This is a genomic window from Janthinobacterium sp. FW305-129, assembly GCF_020858115.1.
Classification (GTDB): domain Bacteria; phylum Pseudomonadota; class Gammaproteobacteria; order Burkholderiales; family Burkholderiaceae_D; genus Janthinobacterium.
This window is the reverse complement of the sequence record NZ_JACYMM010000002.1, coordinates 379,562-391,458: the sequence shown is the minus strand read 5'-3', so window position 1 is coordinate 391,458 and position 11,897 is coordinate 379,562. Positions and strand designations below refer to the sequence as shown.

The 11,897-nt window shown below is 61.8% G+C and carries 11 protein-coding genes; 9 read left to right on the top strand and 2 right to left on the bottom strand.

From position 1 onward, the window contains the following. Positions 1–10: 10 nt before the first annotated feature. Positions 11–727, top strand: a complete 717-nt coding sequence (locus IGS61_RS05465; RefSeq protein WP_230538680.1) for an SDR family oxidoreductase — start codon at positions 11–13, stop codon at positions 725–727. A gap of 3 nt (positions 728–730) precedes the next feature. Here the strand turns inward: IGS61_RS05465 and IGS61_RS05460 are convergent, their stop codons facing one another. Continuing rightward, positions 731–1,249 carry a hypothetical protein gene (locus IGS61_RS05460; RefSeq protein ID WP_230538679.1) on the bottom strand — a complete coding sequence of 173 codons (519 nt, stop codon included), beginning with the start codon at positions 1,247–1,249 and terminating at the stop codon, positions 731–733. Between the two features lie 55 nt (positions 1,250–1,304). Next, positions 1,305–2,495 (bottom strand): DUF1566 domain-containing protein, encoded by a 1,191-nt coding sequence (locus IGS61_RS05455; protein WP_230538678.1) that lies wholly within the window; start codon positions 2,493–2,495, stop codon positions 1,305–1,307. A gap of 337 nt (positions 2,496–2,832) precedes the next feature. On the opposite strand from IGS61_RS05455, the gene IGS61_RS05450 reads away from it, so the two are divergent. The 8 genes from IGS61_RS05450 to IGS61_RS05415 all read left to right on the top strand — a co-directional run bounded on the left by IGS61_RS05450 (position 2,833) and on the right by IGS61_RS05415 (position 11,864). Continuing rightward, positions 2,833–4,776, top strand: coding sequence for a PKD domain-containing protein (locus tag IGS61_RS05450; protein ID WP_230538677.1), 1,944 nt, complete (start codon positions 2,833–2,835; stop codon positions 4,774–4,776). Positions 4,777–4,842: 66 nt separating this feature from the next. Then, a complete protein-coding gene (locus tag IGS61_RS05445) occupies positions 4,843–5,268 on the top strand; it encodes a hypothetical protein (protein ID WP_230538676.1) in 426 nt (141 codons plus the stop codon). A gap of 180 nt (positions 5,269–5,448) precedes the next feature. Beyond that, a complete protein-coding gene (locus tag IGS61_RS05440) occupies positions 5,449–5,721 on the top strand; it encodes a hypothetical protein (protein WP_230538675.1) in 273 nt (90 codons plus the stop codon). Between the two features lie 97 nt (positions 5,722–5,818). Beyond that, positions 5,819–6,775 carry a bifunctional helix-turn-helix transcriptional regulator/GNAT family N-acetyltransferase gene (locus IGS61_RS05435; protein WP_230538674.1) on the top strand — a complete coding sequence of 319 codons (957 nt, stop codon included), beginning with the start codon at positions 5,819–5,821 and terminating at the stop codon, positions 6,773–6,775. Between the two features lie 107 nt (positions 6,776–6,882). Next, the gene (locus IGS61_RS05430; protein WP_230538673.1) at positions 6,883–7,530 is read left to right on the top strand and encodes a TetR/AcrR family transcriptional regulator; all 648 of its coding nucleotides are present in this window, start codon (positions 6,883–6,885) and stop codon (positions 7,528–7,530) included. 107 nt (positions 7,531–7,637) lie between these two features. Continuing rightward, positions 7,638–8,432, top strand: a complete 795-nt coding sequence (locus IGS61_RS05425; RefSeq protein WP_230538672.1) for an alpha/beta fold hydrolase — start codon at positions 7,638–7,640, stop codon at positions 8,430–8,432. Positions 8,433–8,579: 147 nt separating this feature from the next. Beyond that, positions 8,580–10,784, top strand: coding sequence for a TonB-dependent receptor (locus IGS61_RS05420; protein ID WP_230538671.1), 2,205 nt, complete (start codon positions 8,580–8,582; stop codon positions 10,782–10,784). 84 nt (positions 10,785–10,868) lie between these two features. Further along, a complete protein-coding gene (locus IGS61_RS05415; protein WP_230538670.1) occupies positions 10,869–11,864 on the top strand; it encodes an extracellular catalytic domain type 1 short-chain-length polyhydroxyalkanoate depolymerase in 996 nt (331 codons plus the stop codon). Positions 11,865–11,897: the final 33 nt, after the last annotated feature.

The window sequence follows — 11,897 nt, the reverse complement described above, 5'->3', positions numbered from 1 at the left end:
AGGACACAGTATGCATATCATGATCGTGGGCGCCAGCCGGGGCCTGGGACGCGCGCTGGTGGACGGTTTGCTCGCTGACGGACATGCCGTCATCGGCGTATCGCGCCAGCAACCCGCCGACTTGCCTGCCGGCCAAGGTACACAGCTGCAATGGATCGCGGCGGACCTGGCCGCACCCGCGGAGGCCGTCGAACGCATCGCGCGCGAAGCGCCGGCCATACTGGACGCGGTGATCTACAACCTGGGCATATGGGAAGAAAAGGCCTTCAGCGACGACTATGCGTTCCTCGGCGATGCGGACGACACCATCGTCGACATGGTCAATACCAACATCACGGTGACGATATTGCTGCTCAAGCGCCTGGTGCCGCGCTTGCTGGGTAGCAACAAGCCGCAGCTGATCCTCACGGGCTCGACGTCCGGGCTGCGCCAGAGCGGCCGCCCGGAAGTGACGTTCAGCGCCTCGAAATTCGCCCTGAACGGCATCGCCGACGCCTTGCGCGAAGGTTTCCGCGCACAGGGACTGGCCGTGACGGCGCTGCAGCTCGGTTATTTGAATACCTATGATGGCTTGTCCGTGCCGCTGGCGGACGCCGCAGCGCGGGGCGAAGGCGAGCTGATCCCCGTGCATGACGTCGTCGCCGTCGTGCGCATGCTGCTGAGCCTGTCGAATGCCTCGTTCGTGCGCGAACTGGTGCTGCCGGCGCTGCGCGACGAGCGTTTCTAGCCGCTAGGCGTCTGCGCCATAGACTTCGCTCCAGCCGAGACGCTCTTCCAGCCACTCATCCGCTTCGGACGAGTCCATGTGCAGCAGCAGGGCGCCTAGCCGCAGCTGGCCCTTGGCCAGGGCCAGCAAGGCGAACACGGATTCCAGCATGACGGGATCAAGCTGGCCCTGCAGGTCGCGCGCGGCGATGGCGGGCAGTTGCGCCCAGGCATCGCGGTAGCTGTCGGCCAGCCAGTCCGGCAGAGGCGGATTGTGCTGGCGGTGGCGTTCCAGTTCGATCAGGGCGATCAGCGCATAAAAATCTTCCTCGCGTGATTGCGCGTTGCCCAGCATGGCGACGAGCTGGGGCACGGCGGCATACGAGGCGACGCCCACGTCGCCCTGGTGGTGCAGCTCTTCCCACAGCTCATGCCAGACGTCTTCGCCCGCCTGCATGGCCTTGAGCGCCCCGGCCACGTCGTAAGGTACGCGGTAGCCGCCTTCCAGGGTGGGCCAGAGGGGATCGTCGAGTGATAGCAGCATGGGATTCCTTGATGATGGGCAGCGTTCGCCTGAGCAAACGCGCACTATACAAGCACTAAGCAAGCACCCGGCGCACGCAGCGCGCATAGCCGTCAAATTCGCGCGCGTTCTGGTAGGCAACGCCCGTGTCGAAATCCTTGCACCAGACTTCGTCCTCGCTGTCGCCCGGCTCGCTTGACCAGTGCCAGTTGGGCCGGAATGCGTCTTTCAAGGTCGCATACAGCAAGGTCTGCTCGCGCCGATCCGGCAAGCTGTGGCCGAGGCCGGCGGCCCAGTTGGATGCGGCTTGCCAGCAATGGTTCTCCAGCTCGCACTCGTCCGGCAGCAGCACCAGGTGGTAATCGGGCGCGCCATCCCGGCCGAGGATCAGGCCGGCGTAGCGTTCGCCCTGCTGCAAGGGGACAGGCGCGACGGCCGCTGGCGGCAGTTCGGCGCGGCGCACGGCGCAGGCGCGGCCGGCGTAGGTCTTGCGATAGTTGTACTGGGTGCCGTTGTCGAAATCGTGGCTCCAGGCCATGCGGGGCAGGATGGCGTCCGCTTCCGACGACCAGTACCAGGCATCCGGGAAAGCGTGGCGCAAGTTGGCGTGCAGCAAGGCCAGTTCGCTGCGCGTCGGCAAACAGGCGCCGCGCGCCGCGGCCCAGTCCAGCGCGGCTTGCCAGGGCAGGGCATCGGCCTCGCCGGGCAGCAGGAATAGCTGGTAGCCGGCGGCACCGTCCTGGCCAGGCATGATGCCCGCGTAGCGCTCGCCGGCAGTGGCGCCCAGCACGCCCGGGCAATGCTCGAACCAGCCGTCGTCTTCTTCCTGGGCAATAAACGCCGCGATCAGCGCTTGCTGCGCGGGCGGCACGGTGGCCAGCAAGGTGTTGAAGCAGCTGATGGCCGAGGCGTGGGGCGTGCCGGCGCCGTTGGCAATGCCGACGAGAAAGTCGCCCGCCCAGTCGGGCAAGGTGGCGATCAGGCGCGGCAGTTCGTGCAGCAGGGCCGTGCAATACGCCGTCTCGCCGAAGCGCCAGGCGGCGCGGCTGGCCGTCTGGTAGGCGCCGTAGTCGTGTTCGGCTTGCACGGACTGAAAAATGGCCAGCGCGTAGTGCGCGCCCTCATCACCCGTCAGCGCGTCGAGCATGGCGCAGTAGCGCTGGAAGCGCCGCTGGGCTTCATTAGGCGGCGTGGACGTGTCGTCATCCTGGACGATATTGCCCACAATTAATAATTCGGCTTTCCAGAGTTCAAATGCAGTTGGCATGGCATGAATGAAATGATCGCGATGGGCTCTCATTATGACTTGTGTGCCCGTATTTTACTCACAGTGACAGATTCCTTTTCGGTGAAAATGAATCATCTTTGTTCTTCTATTTATTGACTTTACTGTTCACTGGCTGTGGCGACTCATCGTTACAAATGAAAGTAGGTTGATGGTTTCAATGCGATTATTTTTCTTTGCTTGAAATAGATAATAAGAATCCGGCGCTGGAATTACGATATTTTTATGCTGTTCAATTCAGCTGTTGCCTATCATATTTTTTAGTTATCGTGAATAATTCGGGTCGAGTGAAATATCATTAACCTGATCGGAATATCACGTGAATAGTAGAATTTTATTTTGTGCGCTGGCTTTTGCTGCCTTGTCGGCCTGTGGTGGCGGGAGCAATGATGCGGCGGACAATGGCGGCGTCGTGGCGCCCCCCGTTACTGTGGCCAATACGCAGCCAGTCGCGCAAGCCGGGCCCACCCAAAGCGTGGTGGTTGGCAGCGTTGTGACCCTGGATGCGAGTACCAGCTCCGACGCCAATGGCGATGCCTTGACCTATAAATGGGTGATGAGTTCCAAACCCGTCACCAGTGCCGCCGCCCTCGATTCCTTATCCGCCGTGAAACCGACCTTTACCGCTGATGTGGCTGGCACTTACATGGCCACCTTGCAGGTCAACGATGGCAAGATCAGCAGCGAGCTATCTTCGGTCACGATCACCGTATCGGTAGCCAATGCACCGCCGGTCGCCAACGCGGGGCATGCAATGACCATCGTTGCGGGTATGGGCATCATGTTGGACGGTAGCGCAAGCAGCGATGCGAATGGCGATATCCTCACCTATAAATGGAGCCTGGTATCGAAGCCGGCCGGCAGTACTGCACGGATCGTGGATGCAAACTCCGTGCGTCCGTATGTCGACGTGGATTTGCCGGGTGCCTATGAACTGAGCCTAGTTGTCAATGATGGCAAGGTGGATAGTGCGCCGGCTTTCGTGACGACGACGGCGGTTGTCGGCAATGTCCGGCCATTGGCCAATGCGGGCGTGGCGCAGAACGTGCTTAAAGGTAGCACCGTCATTCTCGACGGCAGCGCAAGTTCCGATGCGAATGGCGATGCCCTGACGTATTACTGGACCCTGACTTACCGTCCTGTGGGGAGTACTGCCACGTTGTCGTCCGCAACGCTGGTGAACCCCTCTTTTATCGCCGACAAGGCTGGCACGTATGTCGCCACGTTGCGTGTGTGGGACGCAGCGACAATGAGCGATTCAATGAGCGTCACGATTACGGCGACGTCCACGAATGCCGCCCCGGTGGCGAATGCCGGGGTGGATCAGCGTGTGCAGGCAAGTGCGTATGGTGTGACCCTCGATGGCAGGGGCAGTTCGGATGCGGACGGCGACAATCTCAGTTATAAATGGACGTTCATCTCCGTGCCTGCAAATAGCATGCTGCAGCCATTTCCCGGCGAATGGGACCGCAGCCAGACAGTCAGCAGATTTTTGGCGAATGTGCCGGGAACCTATGTCGTCAGCCTTGTCGTCAATGACGGTACGGTCGACAGTGCGCCATCGACCGCCACCATTATTGCCACTGCAAGTTCGACCAATGCGGAGCCGAGGGCCAATGCGGGCATAGATCAGTTTGTCGCGCCAGGAACGACCGTGCGTTTGACGGGACTTGGCAGTACGGATGTGGAACACGATGTCTTGACATACCGCTGGCAATTGAGGAGCAAGCCTGCTGGCAGCGCGGCCGTGCTGTCATCACTGACTGCCGCGCAGCCGACATTTTTCGCAGATATGGCCGGCAGTTATGTCGCGACATTAATCGTCAACGATGGCTCGGTGAATAGTAGCGAAGATAATATGGCGGTGACGGCGACGCCGAATCTGCTCAATTTGTACCAGGTGCAGGACAATGGGGCCGGTCCGGTCGACACGAAGGCCGGTTTGCCTTACCTCGCCAATGCGACGGTACATAAGTCGTGCTCGGGATCGTGTGCGGCCAACTTTACGGTCGATACCTTCAAGGTGGCCGCCGCCGGGACGAGCTTCATGATTACCCAGGTGACGGCCGTCGACAGTACCGGCAAGGTCGTTCCAGCCATCGTCGGTCTGGTGTCGGGCCAGGTCATTCCTGCCGGCAGCAGCGCCACCTTCTCGCTGGTGTCGCCCAAGACGAATGGCGCAACTGCCAAACTGACGTACAAGTTCTTTGTGGCGGAAACGGGCCAGTCTTTCGTTTATAACGCAGACTTCACGTCAAATTAAGTGATGTAATATGGCGAATGCCGGGCTTCGGTCCCGTATTCGCCAGCCCTTCTTGCCTGTGTTCCCATGCCCACCTGGACTTCCCCGCCACAACTCGTCGCCCTCGCCGCCTTTTATGCGCGGGCGCAAGCCCATCCTGAAACGATCAGTGACGCTGTCTTCCTGGACAACGTGAAAAATGCCCACTGGCCCACCAACTGCTGGAGTTATGTGGAAGCGTCGTTCGCCATCATCGCGCCCGCCTGCCTGCTGCGTCCACATCTGACCGCCGAGCTGATCGCCTTGCCCATCGACGCCATGATCGCGGGCGGCCTGGAAGAGGCGGGGCAAGTCATCGCGATTGGCCTGGCCTGCGCCACGCGCGACGCACCGTATGTGGCGGTGAGCGAGGAGGGCAGGCGCTGGCTGACGCAGGTGTGGCCGGGACTGGGGCAGGTGGTCGAGACCGTGTTCCGGGCCAGGCTGCAAGCGGCGCTGGCCGATGAAGATTGATGTAAATATAAACTGACAGGTGTACTCATAATTACAGGAAATTTCTTCCCTCCCGACTATAAAACTTTTCCTTTCAAGCAAGGAGACCTGCTGCTTTCCCAAGGCGAAGACGGCAAGTTCTCTGTTTCCAAGGTATTGGCGATCGATGCGATCGAAGTTGGGCACGGCGAGGCGATTTACATGGGTGGCAAGGACATCGTGGCAACGGAGGATGATTACCTGCTGATCATCGGCTGTGCATACGGCGAATACGAGTTCGACACGGCCGAGGAGGCGCAGGCCGCTGCGCTGGATGGCAGCTGGACGGTCAGGATAGGTCACGCTCCGAATCGCAGTCCGGGCGCGGCGGAGGGGCAGTCATTGATTGGCCATGAACCCGTTCATGAAAGCGAACTGGAGGGCTACCATATGTGGAAGGAAGCGTTTGAGGCGGGCAAGGCTGGCGTGTTCTGACTTCGGCGTGCCTGTTGTGCGGCGAATACTTCTTCTTGACCAAGGAAACTGGTTTACGTTAGGGTATACGTAACTACTTACATATATCCTGCCCAACATGTCTTCCAACCTGCAAACCTACGGCTCCCTGATGCTGGCCAGCCGCCTGCGCCGTCTTTCCGATCAACTGTATGCGGGTGTCGATACCAGCTATGTGGCCGCCGGCGTCGAACTGACGTCGCGCTGTTTCCCCTTGTTATTGCTGCTGCGCGACAACGGCCCGACGGCGATCACGGCCCTGGCCGCGCAGATCGGGCAGACGCACCCGGTGGTGGTGCAGCTGGGGCGCAAGCTGCTCGATGCCGGCATGGTGGCGGAGCTGCCGGACGCCAGGGATGAGCGGCGCCGGCTGCTGGCGCTGTCCGACGCCGGGCAGGCGCTGCTGCGCAACATGGCGCCCCTGTGGGACGATGTGCGCGCGGCCGTCGACGCCGTCTTCGAGCAGGGCACGCCGCAGCTGATGGCCAGTCTGGACCGGGCTGAAGCGCGCCTGCAGTCGCAAGGCTTTGGCGAGACGATCGCCGCTTGCCGGCGCCAGCGCGAACGGGCCGCCGTGGAGATTATCGCGTACGACGCCCAGTATGCGGCCGACTTCAAGCGCCTGAATATCGCCTGGCTGGAGCGCTACTTTTATGTCGAGGCGCTCGACGACAAGGTGCTGTCCGACCCGCAACGTTCGATCCTCGACGCTGGCGGGCAGATTTTCCTCGCGCGGCTCGATGGCAAGACCGTCGGCACGTGCGCGCTGATCCGCGCCGGCGACACCAGCATCGAGCTGTCGAAGATGGCCGTCACGCCCGAATGCCAGGGACTGGGCATTGCGCGCCGGCTGATCGAGCGGGCCTTCGACGCCTTCGAGGCCAGCGGCGCGCAACTGCTGTTCCTGGAATCGAACAGCAAGCTGGCGCCCGCCATCCGCCTGTACGAAAGCAGCGGTTTTACGCACGTGGCGCGGCCGGCCGGCGACGCCCATTACCAGCGCGCCGACGTCTACATGGAGTGGCAGGGCAGATAGCACACGCGAGGGCGCCACGCGGCGCTCCCCATCGGCCGTCTCCCGCGTTACAATACGTGCTTCCATAACGGAACCGTGGTTCCACTATTGAGAGACGCCGACGCCGCATGCCTTCCTTCCCGATGCCCTTCCCGCAGATGATCGTTCCACCCGAGCCCACCCAGGCGCGCAGCAAGCAGGCGTTCGAGCGTTTGCTGCTGGTGGGGGAGCAGTTGCTGGCGGAAAACCGTTTCGATGAAATCGGCGTGGCCGACCTGGCCAAACTGGCGGAAACCTCGGTGGGCACGTTTTACCGTTTGTTGGGCGACAAGGACACCTTGAGCCGCCTGCTGCTGCAGCGCTTTTTTTCCGATATGGTGGAAAAGGTCGAAACCCTGACGGAGCTGCGCCAGTGGGAAGGGCGCAGCCTGGAAGCGTTCATCCGCGCCATGGTGGCCATGTTCGTGGCCGTCAACACGGGCCGGCGCGGCGTGCTGCGCGCCCTGATCACGCGCTGTTCGCAGGATGCGCAATTCCGCGACAAGGTGCACCAGATCAACCATCTGATTTCGCAGCGCACGGTGGCCGTGCTGGCCAGCAAGTCGTCCAGCATCCGCCACCCGAACCCCACGCAGGCCATGATGGTGGTGCCGCCCGTGCTGCTGGGCATACTGAACCAGCACGTTTTGTCGGGCTCGCTGTCCTTTTTGTCGGCCGCTGCGCTCGAGGATGAACTCGTGCGTGTTGCTTTAAATTACCTGACTTCAGATATTTAGCGATTTAACTTGAAATCGGAATTCGGATTCCGTATTATGTTTTCCAACAGCAGGAAAACATATTCCTGCACCTGAACACAAAGCATGTTCAACAGCAAGGAGACAGAATGCGGCGTCACACGACATCCGATGTTCCATTGCATTACCTCGACCTGGGCAGGGAGCAGGGAGATCCCGTGTTTTTGTTGCACGGCCTCGGTTCCTGCGCCGCAGACTGGCGCCCGCAGATCGACGCCCTCGGCAGCAGCTTTCGCCTGATCGTGCCCGACCTGCGCGGCCATGGCGCCAGTCCGGCGCCCAACGGCGACTGGCAGATCGGCGACTTCGCCAACGACCTTTTCAATTTGATGGACCAGCTCGACGTGCCGCGCGCGCACATCGTCGGCTTTTCCCTGGGCGGCATGGTGGGCCTGGAAATGGCCAACCGCGCGCCGGGCCGGGTCGCCAGTTTGTGCCTGATCAATTCCCAACCGTTCCAGGGCAGCAAGCCGGCGTCCTTGCTGTTTGCCTACTGGCTGCGGCGCACGGTGATCGCCACCTTCGGCTTGAAAGCCATGGGCAAGATCATCGGCAAGAAACTGTTCCCCGAGCCGGCCCAGCAAGCGCTGGTCGAGCGCTTCGCCACGCAGATGGCGGGCATGGACAAGCGCGCCTACCTGGCCGCGCTCGATGCCATTTTCCACTGGGATATCGATATTCACTTCCAGGCCCTGGCCATGCCCGTCTTCATCATGGCGGCGGACCAGGATTACACGCCCGTCGCCAGCAAGCGGGCCTTTGCCGCACAGTTTCAGCAGTGCGAGATCGAGATCATCGCGAACTCGCGCCATGCCACGCCCCTGGACCAGGCGCAGCGTGTGAATACCTTGTTGCAGTCCTTCCTCGCCACACATTCAAAATAAACAGGCCACTCGCCGCACGGGCAGGGGTCGGGAAACAGTCATCGCAGGGCAGGTGCTCGCATTGCGCGCGCCGGTACCGTTACGTCTTGCGATCCTGGCATCCGGCCGTCTTCCCTGGTGGTAAGCAAGCCTGACATTGGAGACGCTATGAAACTTGCTTTGAAATTGATGCCCGCCGCCCTCGCCGTTGCCGGCGCGTTTGCCACCCAGGCCCAGGCGCAGGAGGCCAGCCCGGCCACTGCTGTCAGCGCCCAGGAAGCCAGCGACGCAAAAGAACGCATGGAAACCGTCACCGTTTCCGCCCGCCGCCGCGAAGAACGGCTGCAGGACGTGCCACTGGCCGTCACGGCGTTTTCCGCCAAGGCCCTGGAACGGGCGAATATCCAGAACCTGGCCGACTTGCAGGAGCGCGTGCCGAACCTGACCGTGTACGCCTCGCGCGGCACCAACACCACCCTGACGGCGTTTATCCGCGGCGTGGGCCAGGCCGACCCCGTCTGGGGCGTGGACCCGGGCGTGGGTATTTATTTTGACGACGTCTACATGGCGCGTCCCCAAGGCGCGCTGCTCGACGTGTTCGATGTGCAGCGCATCGAAGTGCTGCGCGGCCCGCAAGGCACCTTGTATGGCAAGAACACCATCGGCGGCGCCATCAAATACATTTCGCGCCCGCTGGCGAAGGAAAACGGCGCCTCGGCGGAAGTGGGCATCGGCAATTACAATCAGCGCAACTTCAAGGCTGCCTTCAATGTGGCCAACGAGAGCGGCACCTGGCGCGCGCGCCTGGCCGCCGCCAAGCTGGACCGCGACGGTTTCGGCCGCAACACCTTCAATGGCGAACAGGTCAGCGACCAGGACAGCACGGCCGCACGCTTGTCCGTCGGCTACTTTCCGCAAGATATCCCTTTGACCGTCGTGCTGAGCCTGGACGCCACGGACGACAAATCGGGCGTGCGCGGCTTCCAGCGCATGGGCGTGAGCGCCTTCGACCCGCTCAAGCGGCCGGCCAGCACGGATGCGTATGACATCCAGAGCGGCATGCCGGGCAACAACTTCACGCACAACCGGGGCGGCTCGCTGGTGGCCAATTACACCTTGTCGAACGACTGGTCCGTGAAAGTGATCGGCGCCAAGCGGCGCAGCACCTCCGAGCAAACCATCGACTTCGACGGCTTGCCGCAACCGATTGCCGACGTGTTCGGCGACTCGCGCGACGAACAGAAAAGCCTGGAATTGCAGGCCTCGTACAGCGGCGACTACGGCGCCGGCGTGATCGGCCTGTACCGCTTCGAAGGCACGGCCGGCGGCGGCATCTACAACAACTTCCTGGGGCGCCAGTTCACGGCCGCCGTCAGCACGGTGGAAACGGACAGCACGGCGCTGTACACGGACTGGACCTGGCCGCTGGGCAAGGTGTGGAGCATCAACGCGGGCTTGCGCCACACGCGCGAGGAAAAGCGCGCCATCGTGCTCAACCGCGCTTTTGCCGACGTGGGCTTCACGCGGCCCATCCAGACGGCGGCCGACTTCGACAAGTCCTTGTCGGTGAGCAATACTTCGCCGAAAATTTCCGTGCGCTATGAAGCGTCGAAGACGACGAATTTCTACAGCAACCTGTCGCGCGGCTTCAAGTCGGGCGGCTACAACGTGCGCGCCAACAACCTGGTGGTGCCCGATTCCGCGCGCCCGTACAAGGATGAAAAACTCGACGCGCTGGAAGTGGGCATGAAGTACGCGGCGCCCGACGACACCTTCGACGCCAACGTGGCCCTGTTCTACAACCGCTACAAGGATATTCAATTGTCCGTCTTCACCAGCTACGTGCAGCCGGGCGGCGTGCCGGGCTTCTATGGCGACTTTACGAATGCGGGCAAGGCGACGGTGAAAGGCGCCGAGTTCGAGTTTTCGTGGCGGCCCAACCGCCAGTGGGAAGTCAACGGTTTCCTGGCCTTGCTCGATGCCAACTATGACGAGTTCATGAGCGGCGGCAAAAACATTGCGGATACGCAAAAGTTCAGCAACACGCCAGCCCGGCAAGTGGGCTTGAATGTGACGCGCACGGACCGCGACGTGTTCGGCGGCGCCTTGCGCAGCATGCTCGGCTATGGCTACCGCAGCAAGGTCTACCCGACGACGGACTTGAGCGAAACCCTGGCGCAGGGCGGCTACAGCATCTGGACGGCCGGCGTCGTGTGGGAAGCGCCGAAGAACTGGACCTTCAGTCTGCACGGCAGCAACCTGGGCAACAAGCGCTACCGCACGGATGGCTACAATATTCCGGCCGTGTTCATCCTCGACGGTTTCTATGGTCCGCCGCGCCAGATCATCGCCAAGGCTGGCTACAAATTTTAAGGGGTGGTAGAAGTGCCGGCTTGACGGGCGTCAAGCCGGGTCGTTGTCGCTGTTTTCGTCCTTAATAATAATCAGGAGACTGGCATGGCACATCTGCATCAACAACTGCGTCAATTCTTATCTGCATTCATCGCCGCCTGCGGCTTGCTGGCCGCGCTGCCGGCTGCCGCCGGGCAGTGGGACTTCGGCCTGTACGCGAGCCTGTGGGGCTCGCGTGAATACCAGGTCTGGCTGCCGAGCAATTACAATCCGAACACGCCGCTGCCCGTCGTGCTGATGCTGCACGGCTGCGGTTCCGAGCCGAACAGCATGGCCGCCGTCAGCCGTTACAACCAGCTGGCCGACAGCGAAAACTTCATCGTCGTCTATCCGCGCCAGAACGTCACGGCCAACCCCATGCGCTGCTGGAATTTCATGTTGCCGCTGAACCAGGAGCGGGGCACGGGCGAGCCGGCCGTGCTGATGGGCATCTTGAACAAGATCAAGAGCAAATATGCGGTGCAGGACAGCCGCGTGTACGTGACGGGCATCTCGGCCGGCGGCGCCATGGCCTCCATCATGGCCGCCTGTTACTCCGATGTGTTCGCCGCCGTGATGGTGCATTCGGGCGGCATGTACAAGGGCGCCACCGGTATGATTACGGCCGCCGATTCGCTGTTCAACGGCAGTTCCTTCGACCCGAAAGTGCGGGGCAAGGATGCCTGGCGCTGTTCCGGTTCGCCGCGCCGGCTGATGCCGACGATGGTATTCCACGGTACTTCCGACATCGTCGTCAACCCCGTCAACGGCGAACAAACCATCGAACAATTCCTGCAGACCAGCGATTATGGCGACGATGGCCTCGACAATGACAGCGTGCGCTACCGTGCGGACAGCATCGTGCGCCAGACGGTGCCGTACGGCCGCAGCTATTCCATCGATACGTATCTGCACAACGGCGCCGTCATCGCGCAAAAGTACACGGTCGAGGGCATGAACCACGCGTGGAGCGGCGGTCCACCGGGCTGGCCCTTCAGCGATGAGCTGGGCCCGGACGCCACCGTGATCAGCTGGAATTTCTTCAAGAATTACCAGCGCTGATGCAGTAAGGCAATTTACAGCTTGTACAATGGG

Excerpts from the sequence above, each read along its gene's own strand:
- IGS61_RS05465 (WP_230538680.1), top strand. The coding sequence starts at position 11 with ATGCATATCATGATCGTGGGCGCCAGCCGGGGCCTGGGACGCGCGCTG.
- IGS61_RS05460 (WP_230538679.1), bottom strand. The coding sequence starts at position 1,249 with ATGCTGCTATCACTCGACGATCCCCTCTGGCCCACCCTGGAAGGCGGC.
- IGS61_RS05455 (WP_230538678.1), bottom strand. The coding sequence starts at position 2,495 with ATGCCAACTGCATTTGAACTCTGGAAAGCCGAATTATTAATTGTGGGC.
- IGS61_RS05445 (WP_230538676.1), top strand. The coding sequence starts at position 4,843 with ATGCCCACCTGGACTTCCCCGCCACAACTCGTCGCCCTCGCCGCCTTT.
- IGS61_RS05440 (WP_230538675.1), top strand. The coding sequence starts at position 5,449 with ATGGGTGGCAAGGACATCGTGGCAACGGAGGATGATTACCTGCTGATC.
- IGS61_RS05435 (WP_230538674.1), top strand. The coding sequence starts at position 5,819 with ATGTCTTCCAACCTGCAAACCTACGGCTCCCTGATGCTGGCCAGCCGC.
- IGS61_RS05430 (WP_230538673.1), top strand. The coding sequence starts at position 6,883 with ATGCCTTCCTTCCCGATGCCCTTCCCGCAGATGATCGTTCCACCCGAG.
- IGS61_RS05425 (WP_230538672.1), top strand. The coding sequence starts at position 7,638 with ATGCGGCGTCACACGACATCCGATGTTCCATTGCATTACCTCGACCTG.
- IGS61_RS05420 (WP_230538671.1), top strand. The coding sequence starts at position 8,580 with ATGAAACTTGCTTTGAAATTGATGCCCGCCGCCCTCGCCGTTGCCGGC.
- IGS61_RS05415 (WP_230538670.1), top strand. The coding sequence starts at position 10,869 with ATGGCACATCTGCATCAACAACTGCGTCAATTCTTATCTGCATTCATC.